General features: G+C 28.4%; 18 protein-coding genes. 1 reads left to right on the top strand and 17 read right to left on the bottom strand.

The features are described from left to right. Positions 1–2 precede the first annotated feature (2 nt). Genes oppF through oppB form a run of 4 tightly spaced genes read right to left on the bottom strand, consistent with a single transcriptional unit; the run spans position 3 to position 6204 of the window. Positions 3–2222, bottom strand: a complete 2220-nt coding sequence (gene oppF / locus S100390_RS05655) for an oligopeptide ABC transporter ATP-binding protein OppF (protein WP_070406688.1) — start codon at positions 2220–2222, stop codon at positions 3–5. A 1-nt stretch (position 2223) separates the two neighbouring features. Further along, the gene (gene oppD, locus S100390_RS05650) at positions 2224–3927 is read right to left on the bottom strand and encodes an oligopeptide ABC transporter ATP-binding protein OppD (RefSeq protein ID WP_070406687.1); all 1704 of its coding nucleotides are present in this window, start codon (positions 3925–3927) and stop codon (positions 2224–2226) included. 26 nt (positions 3928–3953) lie between these two features. Further along, the gene (oppC, locus tag S100390_RS02350) at positions 3954–4946 is read right to left on the bottom strand and encodes an oligopeptide ABC transporter permease OppC (protein ID WP_231918074.1); all 993 of its coding nucleotides are present in this window, start codon (positions 4944–4946) and stop codon (positions 3954–3956) included. A gap of 13 nt (positions 4947–4959) precedes the next feature. Continuing rightward, complete coding sequence (gene oppB / locus S100390_RS02345; protein WP_070406685.1) at positions 4960–6204, bottom strand: oligopeptide ABC transporter permease OppB; 1245 nt, start codon at positions 6202–6204, stop codon at positions 4960–4962. 204 nt (positions 6205–6408) lie between these two features. Between oppB and S100390_RS02340 the strand changes: the two genes are divergently transcribed. Beyond that, complete coding sequence (locus S100390_RS02340; protein WP_070406684.1) at positions 6409–6879, top strand: hypothetical protein; 471 nt, start codon at positions 6409–6411, stop codon at positions 6877–6879. Between the two features lie 70 nt (positions 6880–6949). Here the strand turns inward: S100390_RS02340 and S100390_RS02335 are convergent, their stop codons facing one another. The 13 genes from S100390_RS02335 to tkt form a co-directional block, all read right to left on the bottom strand. Continuing rightward, positions 6950–8596 (bottom strand): sulfite exporter TauE/SafE family protein, encoded by a 1647-nt coding sequence (locus S100390_RS02335; RefSeq protein ID WP_070406683.1) that lies wholly within the window; start codon positions 8594–8596, stop codon positions 6950–6952. Between the two features lie 3 nt (positions 8597–8599). Beyond that, positions 8600–8974, bottom strand: coding sequence for a Rid family detoxifying hydrolase (locus S100390_RS02330; RefSeq protein ID WP_070406682.1), 375 nt, complete (start codon positions 8972–8974; stop codon positions 8600–8602). A 2-nt stretch (positions 8975–8976) separates the two neighbouring features. Further along, entirely contained in the window at positions 8977–10215 is a 1239-nt protein-coding gene (gene ilvA / locus S100390_RS02325; protein WP_070406681.1) for a threonine ammonia-lyase, read from the bottom strand. 122 nt (positions 10216–10337) lie between these two features. After that, positions 10338–11378, bottom strand: coding sequence for an ABC transporter ATP-binding protein (locus S100390_RS02320; protein ID WP_070406680.1), 1041 nt, complete (start codon positions 11376–11378; stop codon positions 10338–10340). Positions 11379–11401: 23 nt separating this feature from the next. Further along, positions 11402–13246: an ABC transporter permease gene (locus tag S100390_RS02315; RefSeq protein ID WP_070406679.1), complete on the bottom strand. Its 1845-nt coding sequence runs from the start codon at positions 13244–13246 to the stop codon at positions 11402–11404. A gap of 129 nt (positions 13247–13375) precedes the next feature. Further along, positions 13376–14968: a hypothetical protein gene (locus S100390_RS02310; RefSeq protein ID WP_070406678.1), complete on the bottom strand. Its 1593-nt coding sequence runs from the start codon at positions 14966–14968 to the stop codon at positions 13376–13378. 178 nt (positions 14969–15146) lie between these two features. After that, positions 15147–16106, bottom strand: a complete 960-nt coding sequence (locus tag S100390_RS02305; protein ID WP_070406677.1) for a hypothetical protein — start codon at positions 16104–16106, stop codon at positions 15147–15149. Positions 16107–16119: 13 nt separating this feature from the next. Next, a complete protein-coding gene (locus tag S100390_RS02300; RefSeq protein ID WP_070406676.1) occupies positions 16120–20220 on the bottom strand; it encodes an ABC transporter permease in 4101 nt (1366 codons plus the stop codon). A gap of 38 nt (positions 20221–20258) precedes the next feature. Next, a complete protein-coding gene (locus tag S100390_RS02295) occupies positions 20259–20990 on the bottom strand; it encodes a hypothetical protein (RefSeq protein WP_231918073.1) in 732 nt (243 codons plus the stop codon). A gap of 147 nt (positions 20991–21137) precedes the next feature. Next, positions 21138–21524 carry a hypothetical protein gene (locus tag S100390_RS02290; protein ID WP_070406675.1) on the bottom strand — a complete coding sequence of 129 codons (387 nt, stop codon included), beginning with the start codon at positions 21522–21524 and terminating at the stop codon, positions 21138–21140. Positions 21525–21803: 279 nt separating this feature from the next. After that, complete coding sequence (locus S100390_RS02285; RefSeq protein WP_070406674.1) at positions 21804–22385, bottom strand: nucleoside 2-deoxyribosyltransferase; 582 nt, start codon at positions 22383–22385, stop codon at positions 21804–21806. A gap of 2 nt (positions 22386–22387) precedes the next feature. After that, the gene (locus tag S100390_RS02280) at positions 22388–23008 is read right to left on the bottom strand and encodes a bifunctional 4-hydroxy-2-oxoglutarate aldolase/2-dehydro-3-deoxy-phosphogluconate aldolase (RefSeq protein WP_070406673.1); all 621 of its coding nucleotides are present in this window, start codon (positions 23006–23008) and stop codon (positions 22388–22390) included. A gap of 3 nt (positions 23009–23011) precedes the next feature. Further along, positions 23012–24997, bottom strand: coding sequence for a transketolase (tkt, locus tag S100390_RS02275; protein WP_070406672.1), 1986 nt, complete (start codon positions 24995–24997; stop codon positions 23012–23014). Positions 24998–25026: the final 29 nt, after the last annotated feature.

Genomic DNA, 25026 nt, shown 5'->3' with positions numbered 1-25026 from the left:
GGTTATGCCTCCTTCTCTTTTGCGACAATTATTTTATTTTTTGCCGCAGCAATTTCACGAGAGTTACCAAATAAATAATGCCCTGTTTTAATTTCAGTAAACTCGGGTAAATCAAACAAATAATCTCAATGTTCTTTTTCTGGTTCATAAATAAAATGAACTTTCTCCTTTTCATAATTTGGATTAGGTAATGGAATTGCTGATAATAATGCTCGAGTGTAAGGATGCAATGGATTTGCAAATAATTCTTCTGCCGACGCTAATTCAACTAACTGACCATGATAAATTACCGCAATCCGATCAGCAATAAAGCGAACAACAGATAAATCATGAGCAACAAAAATATAAGTTAAATTATATTTTTGTTGAAATTTTTTTAATAAATTTAAAACTTGGGCACGAATTGAAACATCTAACGCTGAGATTGGTTCATCAGCAATAATAAATTGTGGTTTCATAATTAAAGCTCGTGCAATCCCAATTCGTTGGCGTTGTCCACCAGAAAATTCATGTGAATAACGTGATAAGTGTTCTGGTAGTAAACCAACTTCTTTTAAAATATTTAAAATTAGAAAATTTTTTACATTCTTATCATTAACCGCTTCTAATGTTAATGGTTTTTCGTTTTTACCTAAATTATTATTATAATAATTTAAATATAAATTTCGAGCTTCATCAGTTTTATATAATTCAGGAAAATTATTTAACCCTTCACCAACAATTTCAGCAACAGAAATCCGATCGTTTAATGACGAGGATGGATCTTGAAAAATCATTTGAATTTTTTTCTTCTGTTCACGATTTTCACGTTGTGTTGGTAATTTAAAAAGTTCAGATTCCTTCACAATTTCATCAATTAATGGTAAATCTAATAAATCTAACAATCGATTTGAATCAGCAATTTCAGCACCTGAATATTTATATTCCTTTTTAATTCATGAATAATATAATTTAATTGTTGCTTGATCACGAAAAACATCATGTCTGGCTAAATAAGATAAATCATTTAACGTTACTTGTAATTGGTCCTTATCTTTTATCGCTGTCAAAATATCTTTTAACGCCAAACTACACTCATCATCAGATAGTGCAACTAATGTTGTTTTAAAATCAGAGGCTGTTAATAAATTGGCACAAGCAGTTGCTGAAATAGATGTTTTTACCAAACTATTAGCATATTTTTCTTGTAAACTATTAATTGCTTGTGCATTTGCTGCTGAATCTAGTTGTAACTTCTTTAACTGTTTCAAGTATTCTTTTTCAAAATCTTTTTTAAAAACATTATAACGTTTGTTATAAGCAAAAATATATTTCATTCGTTTTGATATTGGAACAAAAAGAATAAAAGCTTTACGTTGATTTTTAGTAATATTTTTAACATTATCTAATAACTTATTATGAACTGGCAACAACTTTTCTAATTCTTGAAAAGATTCGTCATAATATTTTTTTGTTTGGATAAGAACAAAGTTATCTTTTAATTCATTTCGAATTTGATCTAATTTTAATAGAATTTTATAAATTTGATGTCCTAATAAAATACATTTTTCAATAATTTCAATATTTTCTTGTACTCGCATTTTAATTTCTGTTTCTAACTCTAACGATAAAGTTGGAATTCATTCGTGTAAATTAGTAACAAATCGTAAAATTCGTTGGTAGTTTTTTAAAATTTCTTTTAATAAAATTAAATTATTTTCATACATTTCTTTTACTAAAGCAAAATTATTTTTACTATGATTAAAATTTAATAAATCAACTTTACTTAAAACATTATCACTAGTAATTGTATGTTGCTTTGCTTCATAAGGAATTAATTCCTTTGTACTAACCACATAGTGCTTATTTTCAAAATAGCGATAATAACTAATTTTTAAATTATTAATATAATTACTTAAGTTTTTATTTAGTAACATATTATTACTTTTTAAAAGACGAAATTGTTCATTAATATGTAAATTAATTTTATATAATTGCGGTGGTTTTCCTCGTAGTACTCGACGATTCATATAAACAGTTCCATCTTTAATTGCCTGAACCCCAGCAATGGCACGACCAATTGTTGTCTTACCACTTCCCGATTCTCCAACAATACTAAAAACTTCCCCCCGATAAATATCAAAATTTGCTCTTTTAACAGCATTTACTTTTTTATTTTTTTGGCGAAATTGAATTAACAAATCGCGAACCATAATAAATTGTTCTTGTTCGTTCCTGTTCATCTTAATCACCTACCTTTGCATCATTTTTAAGTTTTTCCAACTGTCGTAATTGTTTTGGTTTTTCCACTTTTGTTGCTCGTGGATCTAATAATCATGTTTTTGCATAATGGGTTTCAGTTACTTTAAACATTGGTGGTTCTAATAAATAATCAATTTTCATCGCATATTGATTTCGTGGTGCAAAGGGGTCACCATAAACTTTAGCATATAGCGACGGTGGTGAACCAGGAATTGAATAAAGTTCTTCACCTTTTTCTCCAAATTGTGGTAATGAAGATAATAAAGCTCATGTATAAGGATGTTTTGGATCAAAAAAGATTTCATTAACAGTACCATATTCAATAATTTGCCCGGCATACATTACAGCTACCCGATCAGCGATATTCGCAACAACTCCTAAGTCATGAGTAATAAAAATAATTGTAAATTTATACTCTTTTTGTAATTCTTTAATTAAATCTAAAATTTGAGCTTGAATTGTTACATCCAAAGCAGTTGTTGGTTCATCACAAATTAAAACCTTTGGTTGACAAGCTAATGCAATCGCAATAACAACCCGTTGACGCATTCCCCCTGAATACATTCCTGGAATATCATGGTAACGTTTTTTTGCATTTGAAATTCCAACTTTTTCTAATAATTCAATCGCAAGTTTTTTTGCTGCTGAACGAGAAAACTTACGATGTTTTCGTAATACTTCTGAAATTTGAAACCCAACCGATAATAATGGATTCAAAGATGTCATTGGATCTTGAAAAATTGTTGCAATTGTTTGTCCTCGTAACTTACTAATTTGTTTTGCCGCTTTTAATTTGTTAATAAATCCAAAATTTTTAATTAGACTTCATTCTTCTCACAAATTATTAAAATCACGAACATTTAATGGTTGTTCTGAAAACATTAAAAGATTCATTTTATTAATTCGATAACGAACACCATCAGTAAAAATTGTTTTACTAAAATAAGTTCTAATATTTTTAAATTCTTCATCGGTTGGAACTATTTGCTCTTCAAAATATTTTTTTAAAAACAACATATTTTTATTTAATAAATGTTTTTCTACTCATGTTAAATTTTTCATCTTACTAATTTCATTAGCATAATCAGTAATTCGACTTTGCAACAATTCAATATTTTTCGCTTTAAGTTCAGAATCCAATAACATTGTTTGATTCTTTTGCATACTTTTTAATTGAGTACTAATTTTTACTAATTTATTATTCAAACGATTTGAATGTGTAAAATTAATTTGCTTTTTTAATTCTTGTTCTTTTGTTTTTAACTGTGTAAGTTCTGTTTTAACTGTCTCTAATTGTAAACTATTGATTATTTTAATCTTTTGTTCTGTTTTTGCAATTAATTTTTTATTATATTTAATAATACTTTTTCGTAAGCTACTATCCAATAAAATTTTATGAAAATCAACTAAGTGGACTGGTTTTTTAAAGTAAGTTAACTCGTCGGCTAAAATATTAGTTGATGGTGAATATACAATTGCCCCATTACTAATTCAGCCATTATTTTCTAACATATTTGTAAAAGTTTTTGTCATTACTGACTTTCCACTTCCCGATTCTCCAACAATTGCCAATGTTTCACCATCATAAATATCAAATGAAATGTTACGAATTGCTGTTAAAACATTCGCTCGAGTTTTAAACTTTATAACTAATTTTTTAATTGAAATTACAATTTCTTTTTTCATAACGCGATATCTCCTTTAATACTTTTTTATTTATAATGGTTTTTTGGATCTAGTGAATCAGCAAATACTTTCCCAAATAAGAAAAATAAAACCGATGTTCCAGCAATGAAACAAACTGGAATAATTAATAAATGAGGAAAATCTTGTCATTTACTTGACGCTAATACTTCGTTTAAAATAAATCCTAATGTTGTATTTTCACGTCCTTGAATAAAGCCAAAATTAAAGTAATTTAAAGTTGAATCAATTGCAATTGCCATTGGCACAGCAAATGATGCAGTTTGAATAATTAATGGCAAAATACGAGGCATAATATTTTTTGCAACAATTTTCGGTCCTGATGTTCCTAACATCTTTGAAGCAAGATTATACTCTGTATTACGAACTAGAATAATTTGAACACGAATAACTTCGGCCAAAGTAATCCAGCTCGTCAAGGATACAGCAAAGATAATTATAATCATTGATTTCCCTAAGGCAAAAATAATAATTAATCATAAAATTAAAGTTGGTACTAAATTTAAAAATCTAGTAATTTCAATAAATAAAATATCAAATTTTTTATAAAATCCTCAAATTGAACCAATAATGACTCCTAATAAAATTTGGATTAAGGCAATAATTAAAGTAAATAATAAGGTAGTCCGCATTCCAATTCAGATTTTATCTCAATAATTTTCTCCATTCATTCCTAAACCAAATAAATAAGTCACACTTGGTGCTAATGGTTGTTGATAATTTGGAATTGGTAAATCCGCTGGTAACGGATTAGCAACTTTGCCAATTGGGACAATTGCAGTTAATAAAACAATAGCAATTAATAATAATAAACAAATAATAAATGTTTTTTTAGCAATTAAGATTCTTCCAACGACTTTTCAATAACTATATGACTTCGTTGAAATTCGTTCATTTTCTTCGATTTGAGGACCGACAATTTCAAATAAACTTGAATCTAAATTATCCACATCATAGTTTTGAAAATCAAATAATTCTTCGTCTGTAATTCTTTTCATCATCTTGTTCCTCTCTCTATTTTGTTAATTTTACACGGGGATCTAAAACCGCCATAATGATATCTGCTAATAAACTAGTAACAATTCCAGAAGTTGCTGTTAATAAGATATAGCCCATGACGACAAAGGAGTCTTTATTTCCGACTCCAGAAACAATGAATTTACTCATTCCCGGAATTGATCAGTTTTGTTCTGCAAAAATACTTGCTCCAAAAATAGTTGTTACAAAAGCAGTTGGTAATAATCGAAAGATTCGAATTCCAGCATTACGGAAAATATGAATATAAAAAATATAACGATTAGTCATCCCTTTTGATAACGCAAAATTGGTATAATCAGCGGTCATTTCATCAATGACATACCGTCTTGTGTTAAGTACAATTGGCGGTGTAATCATTAGAAAAATCGCAAAAACTGGTCAAAATTTAGTATCAAAAGTACCTGAACTAAATAATCCATGAGCATAGAAAACATTAATTGAAATTAGATAAACTCCCACCACCAAAACAACTGGTGGAATTGCTAAAAAGATAATCGAAGCAGCATTAATGGTATTATCAACGCTGCGTTCCTTATGTTTAGCAGAAATAATTCCTAATGGAACACCAATTAAATAAGCTAATAAAACGGCAATTGAACCAAAAGCAAATGAATATGGAATTGCTCTAGCAAAAATTTCGGATACTAGTTCACCTGGTTGCGCAACAGCAGTTGAAAAAACTACCCCTAAGTAAAAAAATGTTGTAATTTTTTCTCCAACTAATTGTCCAGTTACTGGGTCAAAAGCACTATTAACAATAATTGTTTTTTTAATAAAAGGCATAATATTATATAAATATGTCCCTAGTTGGGTCCAAATTGAACCATATACACCAAAGATTTTCATTCTTTGCTCTAATAAATTATTATATTCTGGCGTTCCTGGTAGAATATTTAATTTATTAATATCAATATCGGAAATATAAATATCATCTGGTGTTACTAATCGTAATAAAATAAAAATAACACAAATTGCTAATAATAATGTAATGATGGCAAAAAAGATTCTTTTTAACGAATAACCTAATAATGGAAAACGATCAAAAAACTCACGCCGATGATGATTAAACATAGTAGTTCTATATTTCATCTCAGCAAGTCACGACGTTCGTTTATCTACCCTTTGATAATCTAACTCAACATTACTAAATTTTTGGTCATACTCTTTTGCAACTAAAATATTGGTTTCGGAAATATTTTTCCTCTTGTTAATCCCTTTCATATATTTTTTCCCCTCCTTATATTAAGGAAAAATAAAATGTCCCTTTTTTAAATTTTTAATAAAATAATGTACTTAAAATAATTCGTTCAAATAATGTGCTTGATACAAAATATAATTTTATATTATGTTATTATATTTTACTTTTGTAAAAAATACAATATAATTTAATAATAAATTTAAAAAAAATTAATAACGAGGGATAAAATGGCAAAAAAGAAAAATATTTTTAAACAATTACACGAATTAAAGCAAGAACAAAAAAAGACCCACCAAAAAGAAGTGGCAGAAATTGTTGATGACACATATCAAAATCACACTTTAAAATTAGAAACTTATCAAAAACTAAAAAGAATCACTTGATTTCATTGCTTAATTGCTGTGCTAATTAGTGCAATTATTGTTGGTTTTAGTTTTTTATTAGGTGTTTTTGCATTTAAAGACATTAAAAAAACCGAATGAATTGTTGTTAGTTTTTTAGTTATTATTCTCTTGATTTGATTTATCTTAGGATGATATAAAAATAAAACGGCTGCTGCATATTTTAATGATCATCGCCGCCGTTATCAACCAACTTTAACTGATGATGAAGCAAACATTAAAAAAATTCGTAATATTTTATTGATTATTGCCGCAATTTTATTAATTTCCTCGTTAATTATCTTTTTTACCGTATAATTGAATTAAAAAACCTTGCTCTTATAAGCAAGGTTTTTTAAAACCAAATCAATCATTAAAAAGTTGTTTTTTAAGTTCACACCAATAATTTAACATTATACATTCTCATTTTTGATTGTTCTTTTAACATATCATCAGTGTGCATTCAACTAATACTTACCATTTTTTCAAGAAGCATTTCATTAAACTTCTCTTTATATTTCTGATAATAATTTTCTGTCTGGGTCCTATTTAAATTAATATTTTCTTTCCGTAAATCTAAGTATTTCTTAAATAACATAAATGCGGCATAGTACATAACCCCAACGGCGAATCATTTTAAGTAATAGGTAAAATCATTCATTTTAACCCCTAATCCACCTTGAATTCCGACAAAAACAACGAAGAAAGCCGTAACAGTTCCAGCAACGCCACCAAGTAAAAGACCATAAGCAACTTTCGGACTATAATTATTATCACGATGAAATGTTCACGCCGTTGTTGGTAATGCAAACCCAGCTGCACAAGTCATAATTGGAAAAGCAATAATTGTTTCCATTCCTAATAATGATACAATCGCTAAAGCTGGGGCATACAATCCAACCCCAAAACTTTGTAATCCACCAATGACAAAAAAAGCAATAATACCAACGGCTAATTTTCAACCGCTAAGTCCTTTTGTCCCAACAGTATTAAATAAGCCAACTTGGCCCAAAATCATTAAAATTCCAGCCGCTGCTAAGGAAACAGCTACGAATAAAGCAACAAATTTTTTATTAACTTTATTAATAATCTTTGCGGCACAAAACGCACCAACCATTGCTGCGATTACTAAAGTCACTAAGGTTACTAGTTCAACTTGAATAGCACTAACAAACAATGTTCCTGCTAATAAATTGGGAATTGTTAAACCAACATTTAATGTTCCTGGTAACTTCTTAACATCGGGAACACTATTTGTCGCATTTAAAGCAGCAACTGTTACAACAAAACTACCAACACCAATCGTATCAGTAAAACTGCCAAAAAAACCAATTGTTGAAGTTTTAAAAAGGTTCTCTTGTTTATCTAAGAAAATTCGTTTTGTTGTATTGCAAACAATAAATCCTAAAAATCCTAAAATTAAAACAATTCCAATACACATAAAAATAAAGGCTGTTAAATGGTTTTTATTAGTAAAAGTGAACTCCTGTCCATCATTTGCAATTTTAAAATAAAATAAGTAATTTACTAATAAACTAACTAATAATAACAATAATGTTAAGCTAACCGCAATTATCGCAATTGTTCTGCCACTTAAGCTTCGTTTCATCATGTTATATTCTGTTTTAATCTTTTTTAATTGTTGCTTTTTGTCTTGTTTAGTTTCTGTCTCATCTTGCAAAACACTAGTGATTTTTGTTTTAAATTCTTGGTGTAATGCTCAATAGTCCAAATCACTTTTTAACTTGTTTGTTTCTTGATATTCTCACATTGCCAATGAATAATTTAAATTTAAATATTCTTGAATCTTTTGGCAATATTCATGATAAGCTTCTTTAATATATTTTTCTTTTAATTCAAAATCAGCTTTGGTAAGGTTATTTTTTTTAAGCGCTTGTTTTAAAAACGAAATTTGTTGCTTATAAAACGTTTTCAGTTCCCCTTGCCGACCAGTTCATTGATAAATATTTTCTGTGTGATGAAATAAATCATTCTCATTTTTAATAATTTTTTCTAATTGAGCTTGATTTTCCATATTTTATTTAAAAGCGATAATTTCGATTTCAACAAGGCCAGCTTTTGGTAAGTCTTTCACCGCAAAAGTACTTCTTGCTGGTTTATGTAAACCAAAGAATGTTTCATAAACTTCATTAACAACAGAAAAATCATTAATATCTTTTAATAAAATTGTTGTTTTAACAACATTATTTTTATTATAGTTTGCTGCGATTAAGATCGCATTAATATTTGCTAAAACTTGGCTAGCCTGAGTTTGAATATCAGTTCCTAACACCATTGTTTTGGGGTCAAAACCTAATTGTCCCGAAATATATAAAAAACCATTAGAAAGTTGTACTGCTTGAGAATATGGACCCACTGCTGCGGGTGCTTGATCCGTATAAATTAATTTCATTATTATTTAGTAATTAAATTAATAAATTCTTTTTCCATAACAGTATATCCTAAATTCTCTAAGTCAGTAACAATGTTTGCTAATTCAGCTTTTATATTAATATCAACTACTAATCGAATAATTTCGCGATTAATTTCTAAACTATTTTCTAATTGTGAATCAGAAATTTTATGAATTTGAACTCCATGGGAATCAACAACATTAGTAATTTTTGTTAAATGTCCTTCCCCTAACGGAGCATCAATTTTTAAAATAACCCGACGGCGTTGATTAATCAAAGCACGGTTTGTAATATTTAAAAAGGTTGTTACATCAATATTTCCGCCTGATAAAACACAAACAATTTTTTTATTTTTAACATTTAATTTATTAAATAACATTGCCGCAGTTGTTACTGCTCCTGCTCCTTCAGCAACAATTTTACAATTTTCAAACAAAAATAAAATTGTTTCAGCAATTTCGGCTTCTGATACAAGGATAACATCATCAACATATTTATTTAAAATATTAAAGGTAATATCGCCAGTTTGCTTAACCGCAATCCCATCGGCAATTGATAATTTACCGTGAACTGAAAACGATTTATTGGTTTTCCTTGCTTCATAATAACTCGGAACATTTTGACTTTGCACACCGATTAATTTACAATTGGGATTTACAGCTTTGACATAGCTTGCAATTCCTGAAAGAATTCCCCCCCCGCCAATTGGGACGAGAATATAATCAACATCTTTCAATTCTTCTAATATTTCTATTGCAATTGTTCCCTGACCAATAATAACATCGAGATCATTAAAAGCATGGACAAATACTTTATCTTCTGCTTTTGCAATCTCTAACGCTTTTTTATTGGCATCGTCAAAAAAATCACCATGCAAAATCACTTCTACACCATAATTTTTAGTTGCATTAATTTTACTAATTGGAGCTGTTTTTGGCATCACAATTGTTGCTGGAACATTTAATAAATTAGCTGCAAAACTAACTCCTTGGGAATGATTTCCAGCGCTTGCCGCAACAACGCCCTTTTTAATTGTTGCTGGCTCAAGAGCCATCATTTTTGACAAGGCCCCCCGTAATTTAAATGAGCCTGCACGTTGTAAGTTTTCTAATTTTAAATAGACATCGTTATCAGTAATATTACTTAATTTCGTTGCATAAATTACTGGAGTTTTAATGATATGATTTTTAATTTTGTTATATGTACTTTCAATTTGTTCTCTTGAAATATCATATTCCATTATTGTTCCTTCTTTCTTCGAATTTGTTTGGACCTAATCTAATTATAAACAAAAAAAATAAAAAAAATATTCTTAAATTTTTTTGATTCCTTTAAAAATATTTCTCTTAACTTTAATATCTGCTATCGCCCATACCCACCAGGGCCTTGGCCGGGACCCATTCCCGGTCCTGGTAAAAATTTTTGACTCTTTTGAATTTGTTTTTTTCGTAATTTTCGGTTTGTTGTCATATTGGGCGGCAAAGTAATATTTAATTTTTGTAGTAAGAAGTCAAATGAAAACTCAACTTCACTAATTTTTGTAATCTTAATCCGTTTCTTTAAAGCATATTGCGTAACATAATATAAATGCAACGGTGAATTTAAAACAAAATTTAAATAATTATTGGCCTTGTCATATCAATTTGGTACCCGATTAGAGTTAAAATAACGCATCATCGCCAGTGGATTATTAGTAACAAGATAATAACTGTTTTTAATATTAAAAGCCGCTAATTGACCGCTATAAATTTGGGTCCCATTCATTACCATTGTAAATTCATCAATATATTCTTTAATTTCATCTAGTAAATGCGATGAAAAAAAGACTGTTTTTCCTCGTAAGGTTAATTGTTTTAAATAAAAAATAATTTTTTTTCGATTATTAATATCTAGTCCAGCTTCAGGTTCATCTAAAATTAAAATCTCTGGATCATGGATAATTCCTTGAATAATCATAACTCGTTTTTTCATTCCTGATGAAAAAGAATTAACATCTTTATCACGGTGTTCTCAAATTTCTAAAGACTTCATTAAGTATTCAATTCGCTCACGTAAATATCTTCCTCGTAAACCATTTGTTTTCCCCATATATTTTAAAAAATTATAAGAACTAATGTTTTCTGGAAAAGTAATAAATTCTGGAACATAACCAATCATTTTTTTCATCCCAACTTTGGTTGCTTTTTTTCCAAAAATAGAAATATCACCCTTAAAACCTTTTAATCCACCAATTAAAGATTTAATAAAAACGGTTTTTCCACTCCCAGAAGCTCCTAAAATTGCATGCAATTTACCCCGTCCAACATTAAAATTAAAAGGACCAACAATACTATTTTTAAATTTTTTGGTAAAATTTCGTGATGAAATTGCAACTTCACTAACCACTAATGCATTATTATTCATTTTTGAGCATCCCCTTTCACCTTTTAAGTAATATTTTTACGACGTAAGATTAAATAAGAACATATTAAGAAAACCCCAGATAAAGCTAAATAAATGTATTGAATTAAACTAATGTTTAAGAATGGCGCTGGGTTAACATCAATTTTCTTATCAGCTCCTAAGGATAACCGGAAATCTTGATAACTCATTAAATAGTTATTTTGAACATCAAAGTCAATGTTACTTCGCTGTAATGGTTCAAATCAATATGGTGTGAAGTTTAACGAAGCAGTTCAAATTTGGTTTCAATGTTCAATGATATTAAACTTCGAAATTAACCCATAAGTGTTCATTAAATCATCATATTTAATTCACTCAGAGGTAATTTTTATTGGTTGTTCTTCAAGTAATTTATAGTCCATTATTTTCTTTAAAAGATCAATTTCAATTTCACGAAGAACAAAAAGGGTTGGAATATCAAAATAATCTAAGATTCATTCTCTAAAATCACTACCATTGTTGTAATCTGACAATTGTCCTTTATATTCATTCTGGTATTCTTGTGTAAAAACATCCGTTGGATTAAATGCATTTCCTTCTGATAATTTCCGATCAACTGATACTAATTTACTATCACCCGGAGCTGATAAACTATAATATGAAGTTTCACGATTAAAATAAAATAACGATGATGCTCCACTATAAAGATTCATACTAATATAAGGTTGTCATGAATGAGCTGCTTTTAAAACAACTTTCATATAATCTGCAAGTTCTTTTTGGATTGGGTCATTTTGGTCTAATTCTTGCTCTGATTTAAAAAAATAATCTGTTGCAAAATTAACTTTCATTGAAACATCTTTCCCAGTCGCTGATCCAACATTAAGGATAATTGTTTTAAGATCTTGAAGTTTACCATCATAAAGATATCTTGTTGATGAATCTCATCCTTTAAGGGTTTTAATTTCAAATTCTTCTTCCTTTGGAACAGTTAACCCTAAACTTTTATAAAATTCTAATCGACGAACTCGTAATGTTGGATCACTAGTAATATCTTTATAATCATCATTTTTAAAGACTGTATTTAAATCATTATAACTTCATTGATCATAAAAGTTTCAAATCGCATTTGTTAAATGGGGATATTTAATTAAATCCTTTTTAAGATTTTTTTTAAAATTAATCGTACTTTTAATAATTGGAACTGGATAGTTTTGAGTAATACTATCATTAGCAAATGATAATTCAACTGTTTTTGCTAAACTCATAATTAATGAATATGGCATCCCACCAACTAAAAACAAACTACAGAAAATAACAACAATTAATAAAACAACTTGTGAGTTTAAAAACGTTACCGCAAATAAAATCCCACTTGAAGCAAAAAATGATAATGTCATTGAATAAAGAAATAATTTTAGTAATAAATTTTGATAAACACGTAAATATTCAGGATCCTTATTAAATATATTGCCTAAATAACCAATTCCAAAGGCAAAAAGAATAATTGTTCCTAAAAAAAGAATAATTAAGATTCAAAGTGCAATTAATTTTAATAAAAATAGAACAAAACGTGAGTATGGTTTTGAAATTAATAATAAATATGTTCCATCTTCAAATTCACGACCAAAAATCTTAATAATTACTAATAAAATAAATAACAATAATAAAATATTATTAAAAATAAAAACTCCATACTGAAAATTCTTAAAAAATTCGTAAACATTTTTTGAAGAAGAAAATAAAGTAATGGCAATTGCTCCAAATAAAACAACTGATAAAATAAATAAAACTCAAACCGCCATTGAACGACGTATTTTAAAAATTGAAAAAGAAATCAATGACCATCATGAATTTGATTTGCCTGATCTTAATACTCTATTTGTCACCTACACCCCTCAAATCTTTTAATAATTTGTTATACATATATATTATATAACATTTTAATGATTTTTGATACTGCTTTTTTACTTCAAAAAACAAAGCCAAAATCAAAGAAAAATAAAAAATATTACCCTTTAGGTAATATTTTCTGTGTATTTAATTTTCAAATTATATTTAAAATCTAATTGAAAATGTGATTGATCAAAAGGTTGTTCTGAAGCATATGGCATAAGTTCAATAATTTTGTCCTTATTGTTTTCTTTACTAAATATTCATTGAATTCGTAAATTTTGAATATTTCCATTTTTACGAATTTGAACAATCTCACGAGTTGGAAGGTATCTCTCATTTAAAGCTGACATTAAAACATTTTTTGGGTTTTGTGACAGGGCAAGTGGTAATCCAAGTGTAGGTAAATATCCAGTTCATGTTTCAACTGTAAATTTAACTGGTTTTTCATATAAATTTAATAATGGTTCAAAATGTTTTTTAAAATTAGTTGTTTCATAAACATCATTAACACCTTTATTTAAATTAGTAATACCCTTAATTTGAATAGCACCATTAAGCACTTCTTGCTTGATTTTAACTGCAAGACGAAGAATAGCTTGTCCAGTATAACCTTCTAGTTCTGTAGCATCTAATTGTAAATTAACAACAATTACATCCTTTTCTGCTAATGTTTCATGTTCTTGTGCTAAAACTATTTTAAGGTTATTATTTTTAAATAAGTTTTGTAATGAATCAGAAACATCTTCTAATTTTAATAATTTTGGTTTAATTAAATTAATTTCTAATTTATCTACTTCAATCAAGTTACTTTTATTCTGGGTAAAATCAAAACTATATTTTGAAATATCAATATCCTGAATTTGTTTTTGAATCTCCTTGCTATCTTGATTATCTTGGTCTTGTTCATCTTTGTTATCTTGAATTTGATTATCTTTGTCATCTTGATCATCTTTATTGTCTTTGATAACTTGGTCCTGACCATCCTTAGAATCTTTACCATCCTGGTCTTGTCCCTCTTTATTATCTTGGATTTGATCAGCATTGTCATCTTTAATAATTTGATCTTGACCATCATCATCAATTTCAATCCCATCATCTCCAATAATGTTAGAATTAATTAAACTAGTACGTGCTGATATACGATAAAACTCATATCCAATTGCACCACCACCAGCTAATAATATTAATAATAAAATAGCAAGAATGATTCATACTCAACGATGGACCTTTCTTTTTGAATCCTTAATTTGTACTAATTGTTGGTCTGAGTTTGCAATTGGGTACGATGATGATCCCACATTTTTTATCGCAAGTTTTTGATCGGCTGCAAAAACATCCGTCAATCTTTCATTATTAAAATAATATAAACTATTATTACTTTGACTAGCTGTTGTCATCCCTTTTGCTAACATTTTATTAAAAGCTAAAACTTCAGCAACATGTTCTGGTTTAATTTCGCTATCTTCAAAAGATGCATCTTTTGATTTTAATAAATCTTGTTTTCAAAACAAAGCATAAAACTTATTACGACATTTAATAACAAGAACTGTATCAGTCGTAATTGTATTAATTTCATTTTCATTATTATACTGACAAAACATTAAATCATTAATATTATCAGAATCATTGTTTTTAATTTTGTTAATACTTTGCATTAACTGCTTTCAACATTTATTGCACATTTCTTTGGCAATATAAAAAATATCTTTTGGCATTTATAAAAGCCTCCTTAAATAATTAAATCAAATAAAATCTCTCAAAAAGGGCCTTATATTTTGCTATCATAGTATTTTTTGTATAAAAGTTTTTCCTATAATATATTATACCATATTTTTAAATAAAAAAAATAAAAAAACCTTAAAATTAAGATTTTTTTAAAATAATTTTTCTTAATTAACTAAAAGTTACATTAACCTTACCAATATAATATTGTGATTTATCATAAGCAAAAATTATTGCTTCTGTTTTATCATCATTAACTGTAACATATAAATCATTTAGTAAAGCACTTAAGCGCTTTAACTGGCTAACAAAGTTAGCACTAATAAACATCATCATTATTTGCAAAATTGTAACTTTTGGTAATTTTCCTAAATCTGTCGTTAATTTCATTGTACCTAAATCTTCTTTTTCGGTTGGAGGAACTGGTGTTTTAACCGAAAAATGAATAGCCACTGATCCATAATATTCCTTCGTTGGATCATCATGTTCGGTTCAATGGTCTTTCCCCGTTTTTAAAGTAGCTCCACTTTGATCTTTATTAACTATGATTTTTGGTACTGATGCAATTTGTTGATTTCAAACATCACTTTCTTGTGGACCAATAAAAAATTCTCCAAATTTGTCTAATTCTGAAATAAGTTGCATATTGTTAAAAACAATTGCAATTAAAATTGTTTTTGGTCGTGTATCATCAATAACCCCCAAATCAATACTTTTGATTTTATCAACAAGATGATTCGAAGTTATAACCGTCTTATTAATCTTTAAAGTATTAACTGTTGTTCCATCATTAAAATTTAATTCATAATCACCATTTCGATATAAATCAATCTCGGTTGGTGATTTTGTCTGATTATTAAATTTATATTTTTTAGCTAATTGATTAAAATCTCATTTTGATCCTTGAAATAACTGTGCTAACTGATTTAATAATTTGGGAATTGTTTGTTTAGAATCTTGCGGATTAATTGTTTTAAAATTAATGCCTTCAAATCCAGTTACTTCTAATGGCAATACCGGTGGGTCAACTGGAATATTATTTCAATCATTATTTTTATTGCAACTAATGATTGTTGTTACTGGTGTTATTGCTAAAACACTAGTTGTTAAAATTGCTAACAGTTTTTTCATCCTAATCCCCTCCTTAATCCGCATTCATAATCGCAATTAATGGATTAATCCGATTCATACTAAATCAACTAATTAAATAAGCAATAAAGTACAGTAATAACCCACTCCCAATTGCAATAATTGGAATAACTATATTCATAAATAATGGTAATACTAACCCAATTTTAATCAAAATCATATTGGAAATCGTTAAGAAAAGTCACCCAAAACCAAATCCGGCAATTGTCATAATGATAATGATTGGAATATACATTCCAATAACTAATTTTGTAATATACCGATTACGATATCCTAAAACTTTCATTGTTGCAATAATGGTTTGGTTTTCAGCAATTACAATATTACTTGTTAAAATAATAATCATAAAACTTAACACAAAGGAAATTCCAATAATAAAGAATACAACTCCGTTAACAGCTTTTGCAATATTTCCTAAGATTTCTTTCGCTTGCTCAATTGGCATTAAAGTGCCAAACGCACTATTTGAATATGATGGATAAGAAATTCCTGTTACTGGTTTAATTCCACCATTTAGACCATAGAAACTATAATCACCAAATAATTGACTTGTTCCTAAACCCGCTTCAATATCATCAACTTTACTACTATTTGAAATTTTATAATTAAAAATAGGATATTCATTTTGAAAAACAGCAATTCAATCAATCTTACTTGGCCGGCTTTTTCAATATTTGACAAATTCATCTCATAAATGATTATTCCCTGCTGTAGCAGGATGTTGTTGAATAAAAGTTTCTAACATATTTAAACTAGCTTTATTTGCTGGTGAAAACTCCTTATCTGTAGCAGATTTAACAAAAGAATTTGTTCACTCATTTAAGAATAACCGTAATAAATAATCCCTGGTTTTATCATATCCCAACAATTGTTGAGCACGTTCTTCGTTAACTCAAGCACGAGCAGCACCAAATTGATTAGTAATCCCAGTAACCTTAAATTGTGATGAATTCGTTTGATTAGTAATTGTGTAACTTCCATTAACAATTTTATCGTTTAAAATTGTTGATCTTGTAAAGTTGGGGTCAGTTATATCAATGCCACTTTTTAAAACATATTCATTAGCGTTTTCTTTTAAAACACTATTTTTATAGTTATTATCCCCATTAAACATTAATTTTCCGACATTACCAACAGCACTAGCCCCAGTTACCTCACTTGCGTCTCATTTTTGTAAAATACTATCAGCTGTGATACTAGGATCACTTGCCAGCAATGCTCTTTGAATAATACGCGGTTCAATCGTATCTCCAACTTTAACTCCTAATCGTTTTGCTAATGTTTCGTTTAAAATGATGTTATTATTTGATTCTAATAGTTTTTGTTTTAAATCTTCCTTATTTTTATTAGTTAATACTTGATTTTTAAAGGTTTGATTAATTCCATAAATTTTAAAATCAATGCTGTTAAGTTCAGCATTAACCATTGTTCCTCGATCATCAGATAATGGGTTAAAAGGAATTACCCCAAAAGTTAAGTTAAAATTACTGTTTGGTGTTTTAAAAGCTTCTTGCATTTTAACACGAACTGTTTGTGGTGAACGTGAATAAACTCCTTGAATAAAACATTGATTAACATTGTCAACAAAATAAGCATAAATTCAATTATATAAATCATACATTGGTTTTTTTAAACGAGTATTAAAGTCACTTCCTGTTCCTGAATCTAACACATCATAAAATGACGTTGATAAGGGTTGTTCTAAAGCTGGACGAAAATGATTATTATCTAATACAATAACAGCATTTCCTTGCCCAAAATCTCTTTGATAATCACTTTGTGTAAACATTTCTTGGTCTAGAGTATTATTTAAACTAATATTTCCAGTTTGATCAAAATACTTGTCGCGTTTAATATTTAAAGCTACCGTATCCCGATATTTTCAATAAAATAATCGATAATTTTCTAAAGCACTAATATTTTCGCGTGCCGTTTCTGTTGTTCGTAAATATTGTTCAATTGTTGTTTTTGTTAAACTATTTAAACCATAATCCTTATAATCACCTCATGATGTTGTACAAATTGCTCTTGATAAACCAGCATCCTTTGATTGTAGTTTTTTACTTTCTAAAAACTCTTTTGAAATGTTACGATATAATAATGATCGCATATCTTCAGCATCATATGTTGGCGCATAATTTTCAGGATTAATTTGACCAGTTTCAAAATCTCTTAAATATTGGTTTAAATCACTTGTCATATTCGTATTTGGTAAAAAACTATTTTTACTATCTCATGATTTTTGACTTGGATCATAAGTTTTTAAAAAAGTTGTTGGTAAATTATAAATTGGACTATTATATTCAACTAATGTTTTGTAATTATCTCCTTCATATGAGTAACGAATATTGTTTTGTAAAATAATTGGAATTGTCGTTGACATTGTAATCATAATCGTACTAATAATCATTGTTAACGAAACACCAACCATTTTTCCTAATGAATTTGATAATTGCACTGCTTGAAAACGAGCATCAAATGTTTTACGAATTGCAAACATTTTATAAACTGCTTTTTTCAACCGTCCATTTGAAAACGATTTTTCCTTACGAATTAATTGTAATGGTGTTCGTGATACCATCATAATTGTCCCACTAATCATTGTGACACAAGTCAATAAAACAAAGATAAACAAAACACAAGTTAATAATGCCATTGGTGCAAAAACAAAATTGCCATATGGTAAATTAAAATATGAACCAAATAAGTATTTAATTGTAAATTGGCCACTAATTCCACTGGCATAACCAATTACACCACCAATTAATGCAATCATTAATGGATATGAAATATAACTAAGGGTTAATACTCGACGGCGATATCCTAATGCCCGTAATAACCCGTTCTGCGGTCCGGTTGCATCAATTTGACGACGAACAACTAAGATTAAGACAAAAAAGGAAATAATTAATAAAACGGTAATTAAAATATATGACCCATTAATAAAGGCATTTAGTGTTGTTGTAAAATAAGTAATCCGTTTTGCAAATTCATAACGGTTATCAGTTCGAAAAGTAGCAACTGGCAAACCAGTTGATAATGTTTTAACATAATATGAATGTAACCCAATATGTTGACCCTGCTCACTATTAAGATAATTATTAATCGTTTGACTATAGACGCTGCGAATTTGATCTTTGTTAGTCTGTTTAAATTTTCCAACATAATAAATTTCACGATCTAACTGACTTTCTGGAATTAACACCTGTCTTGTTAAATCTAACGCTGTTACTTGATAATGTTTTCCTGTTGTATCAGTCGCTTCTGTTTCAACTAGTCCAAATAACCGCGGATCTAAATAAACAATTCCTTCGTTGTGCATGTTCGGAAATGGATGAGATGCATCAATGATTGGCGTAATATAATCTGCAGATTGACCAAGACCAACCACCCGAAATCAATTCTCATTACTATATGGTGATGTTGGCAATCATTTATTAATATCTTGATGCGCATATGGTTCTAAATTAACTTTTTGCAGTTCACTGTCCGCAACTTTAATTGTCGTTCCATAACGATCTGTTTGTAACCGAATAATATCATTAATTTTAATATTATTTTTCTGTGCAAATTGTGGCGTTAAATAAATTCAATGCATTGTTTCACGATTAATTGATTCTCAATATTGTTCATAAAAAGCGATTGGCATTCCATCAGAAACAACAAACCGGTCAATTGTTTGCTTCGGATTTAATGTTACCGCTTTAATAACCTTATTATTCCCCAAACTAAATGTCCGTGCTTCAACACGATTATAAGAAAAACTTTCATCCTTATTATTAAGTTGTTGTTTAATAAACTCTAAAATAGCATTCTGACGAATATTCCCATCAGTAATATTTTCAAACTGATCAGCACCCCCATTCAGATTTTTAACATAATTAGTTTCATTAAAATTAACAACAAAATCATGTTGATTACTTACTTGTTCAGAAATAAAATTATTATAATTATTTTCAACACGCTGTTTTGAAACTTCAATAATTGTAAAAATAAAACTAGTTAAAAACACCAAAATAACTAATCCAACAAACTGAATTTTATTTTTAACTGTGTTTTTAAAATTGTTTTTAAATAATAACTTAAAACCAGGCATTTTTTCACACTCTTTCTTTTATTTTTTGATATTTGAATTTAGTTAAAAATAAAACTAGGTGGTGTTGATTGTTTTTTAAATTGTGTTAGTAACTCTGTTTTACGCAAATTATCAATAAGACAAGTGCATTTCAAAAATCAGCGATTTCGTACAAACCCTTTAAATAATAACATTAATAAAAGAGAAAATGACAATTGTTGATGCTGATAAAAAATATTATTTGCTAATGTTATTTCTCAAAAGGTTTGATAACTAGAAAAAATAACATCATTAATGTTTTTTAAATAACCAATATATAGACGAAATAGTAATAACATTGCAATAAAACTAAGGGTAAAAATCGCATAAAAGACATAACAAAAAATTATAAGAAAAGAATATATCGCTTTATAACTAATTATTATTTTTAGTTGCATCATTAATGAAGTTTCGCCAAAAAATAAAAAACCAGAAATTAAAAAGATATTTCCTAATCATAAAATAATAATTTGTCAATTTGAATATAAGATTACTTTTCAAGTAGAAAGCGTTTCTCTTTTAATTTGTTGAAAATTAACTAAGATTTGCGCTAGAATTCCAATAAAAAAAAGAAAAATAATACTTGATAAAAATAAATATAATAAATTTAAAGTAATATTTAAGAAACTATAATTATTTTCAAGGTTAATAATTGAAAAAGATGATGAGAAAAAAATATATCCTAAAAAAAGAATAAAGAAAGCATTAATAAATTTCTGATATTTTGTAATAAAATTTATCTTCATTTTCATCACCATTGCTTTCATCGTATTTTGCTCATTTTATTATAACATTATTCTTAAAATAATGTATAGCATAAAATTAGCATTATTGTCTTAAAACAACGATAAAAAAACTATTATTTTACAATAATAGTTTTCTTAATATTAATCTTATTATTAATTAATAATAGTTGACTGTACTTTCTCATTCTCATATTTACCAACTAAAATTAAAATTCCACCAATTAAATTAAATGAAAGCAACAATGCAACAATGCCCGCAGCAATATGTGATTCTGCTTTCCCCTTCAAAACCGCAGTGCATAACACTATTGGTGCAATTTGAACTGATCCGATTAGTAAGTACAAAATGGCAGCTAATGTTCCAAAAGGAGCAAAATAACCAGTTGTCATAACAAAAGACAATAATGCAAAAAGAACAAAAAGTCCTAATACTATTGATGATATAACAATTGATAAAATACAACCAGCACGACATAAACTATCTGGTTTTTTCCCTTCAAAAGAATTTTCTGAATTTCCTTGGATATAATTTGAATCCATTTATTTTTAATATCCTCCTTTAATATTTTCTAATTTATAAATTAAAAGTTTAATTTATTCCTATTCTATTTTTTGTTTATTGTTTATCAATATTATTTAAATAATGACATTAAAATAACTTAAACAATTGATGAAAATTAGTTTTTTCATAATTAATTTGTAATCAAATGTTTGACACGATTAAACCATAACATTTTAACATTAAAAAAGCAATATTTTATTTTTTTAATTCTAAAATATTGCTTTTTATTTAAATAATTTTACTTTACAACAACTAAGTTAAATATGACAATCAAAGCCATGATACAATTTATCTTCTTTAAAGATTTCTTTTATATCATATTTCTGGCGATAATTTGTTATATCTCCTGTTTCAATTGCTTTAATTGCCGCACATGCCATTGCATGTGAACTACATAAAGTAATTTGTGGAACATTGCCACTATTTAACTGTTCATAATATAATGCTCCAGTTAGCATTTCATTTAAACCAAAACCAGGGCATTCTCCTCTTAAAATCCCCTGTTGTAATCGAAAATCAGAAATAATTGGAAATAGATATTTTTTCTTATTATGGATTGCTTGTTCTACCATTAGTCCAAATTCCATATGCGTTCCAGAATCTCAGCCATCTAATTCAAAAATAACATAATCAGCGGCGGTCAAACCAGCATAATCTAATTCAAAAATTGCTTTATTAGTTGGACGAACTGTTTGATTTGTTTCAAAATCAACTGGATTTCCAATAATAAAATCTGGAAACATTGCTCGTAACCGTTCTCCTTCTGTTTTTCGTGTATTTCATTGTGCTTCAGTGAACATACTCCCAGCATTATAAATTACTTTTTTATTATCTTGCATTATTATCCTCCTTCTTGGCTAATTGTGCTAATCATTGTTTGTATTTTTTCTTGTTCAAGAATTTTGGTATTAATATCACCCGTTACAAAAGCACCAACCGCTACTAAGTCATACCCCAAATCTTTTGCTTCTTTTAAATTTGTTAAATTAATCCCACCAGAAGCCATATATATTTTTGTTGGAAAAAAGGTTTTTAACGTTTGAATAAAATTTAATTTAAAAGCATTTGCTGGAAAAATTTTAATAATTTCTCAGTTGGCATTAACAATATTTGTGACTTCTTGTAACGTCATTGCTCCAGGAATATATAATAATCCTTTTTGATGACAAAAATCACTAACCGCACGATTAAAAACGGGCCCGACTAAAAAGTGTGCTCCTGCTTCTGCCGCTAATATTGCTTCTGCTAATGTTAAAACAGTCCCAGCCCCAATTAAAATTGTTGGGTATTTTTTACGTAATGCTTTAATTAATAATTCAACCTTTGGAATTGTAAAAGTTAATTCTAAACATGTTACTTGCAAATTTATTAGCATTTCACAAATTTGTTGAGCAACATTATAATCTTGATTACGAATAACATAAAAAACTTTCTGTTCTAAAACTTTGGGTAAATTATTCATGGTCTAACCTAAATATTTTTCAATTCTTTGAATAATGGCGTCTTGATCTAAACCCTTGTATTTAATAACAGCATCAGCACTACCTGATAAACCATAATCATTAACACCAATCACTAAACCAGTTTTACCAACAAATTTATATCAAACATAATCATTAGAAAACTCAATGGCAATAACTTTTGAAAAGTTTTTTGGAATTACTTTTTCTTGATAAGCTGGTGGCTGTTGTTCAAATAATTCAACACAAGGCATTGAAACAACACGAATATTCGCTTTCATTGTTTTAGCAGCAGTAATAGCAATCGGTACTTCTGTCCCCGTTGCAATAATAATTGCCGCTAATGGTTTTGTCTTATCTTCTTCAACAACAATATATCCTCCTTGTAAGGTTTGTTTATAACAAGTTTCAGCTAATTGATATGGGGTATCTTGTCGCGATAAAATTAATGCTGAAGGTGTTGTTTTTGTTTCCACAACAAGTTTTAAACAACCAATTGCTTCATTAATATCGGCTGGTCGTAAAACATTTAAATTTGGGCAATTTCGTAACATTGCTAATTGTTCAACTGGTTGGTGTGACTTCCCATCAAAACCAACCCCAATTGAGTCATGTGAAAAAGCAAAAATAACGGGTAAGTTTTGAATACACGCCATTCTAATACATGGTTTCATATAATCAGAAAAAATTAGAAACGTTGAATTAAAACTTTTTAAACCTTGATGTAATTCAATCCCAATGCTAATTGTTCCAGCCGCAAATTCTCGAACACCAAAATGAATGTTATTATTTTGGGGACTATTAATTGTTCATGACCCATTATAACCAATAATTTTTGTCGCTGTCCCCAAATCAGCACTACCACCAAACATATTATTATGACATTTTTGTTGATAATATTTAAAAACATCACCCATAATAATTCTTGTTCCTGCTTTTTTATTTTTATCAGTTGTTAACAAAGACTGAAAAGCATCTAATTCAACAACGGGAATAGCAAATAGTTGTTCGTATTCTTTTGGAAAAGCAGTTTGATAAGATTCTAATTTTGTTGATCATGTTTGATATACTTCTTGACCACGTTTAATAAAAGTATCTTTTCAATAAGTTTTCACATCCGGGTCAACATAAAATTGGGGATGTTCAAAATCATAGAAAGTTTGAACTTGTTGCATTTCCTCGGGAGTAAATGGTGACGAATGCATTGGTGAACCTTGTTTTGGATGACCATAACCAATAATTGTTTTACACTCAATTAAAGTTGGTTTATCACTCTTTTGTGCTGTTGCAATTGCTTTTTTAATTGCTGTCAAATTTTCATCAGCATTATCCACTCGAATATAATTTCAATTTTGTGCTTCAAAAAACTGTTGATAGTTTACTTTTAAAACTTCATCACACTTTGTATCTAGTTGACAATCGTTTGAATCATACAGCATAATTAACTTATTTAACTTTCATACCCCAGCTAGTTGGATTGCCTCAAGCGCTCCCCCCTCTTGTAAGTCACCATCGCTACACAAAACATAAGTATAGTGATCAATAATGTCATATCCTGGTTTATTAAATTTTGCTGCTAAATGTTGTTCTGCTAACGCCATCCCAACACCATAACCAACACCTTGTCCTAATGGTCCCGATGAGTTATCAACTCCTGGTGTTATTCCATATTCGGGATGAGCTGGTGTTTTTGAATTAATATGACGATAATTTTTTAAGTCATCAATTGATAAATCATAACCAGCAAAGTGTAAAATGGCATATTGAAGCGTTGAAGCATGCCCTGGTGATAAAACAAAACGATCACGGTTAATTCAATCAGGGACAGCTGGATTAGCAATTAAATTGTTTAAGTAAATTGCTTGTATCATTGGGGCCGCACTTAAAACAATTCCCGGGTGGCCAGTTTTATTATAAATGATTGGATCTAAGCCTAAAATTCGTAAATTACTTAGGCTTTTTGTTTCAATATTATTATTTGTATCTTTCATTTAATTTTCCTCCTAATAAATTTAAAATA

The sequence above is a fragment of the Spiroplasma sp. NBRC 100390 genome, assembly GCF_001886495.1.
Lineage (GTDB): Bacteria > Bacillota_I > Bacilli_A > Mycoplasmatales > Mycoplasmataceae > Spiroplasma.
This window is presented reverse-complemented; position numbering and strand designations above follow the sequence as displayed.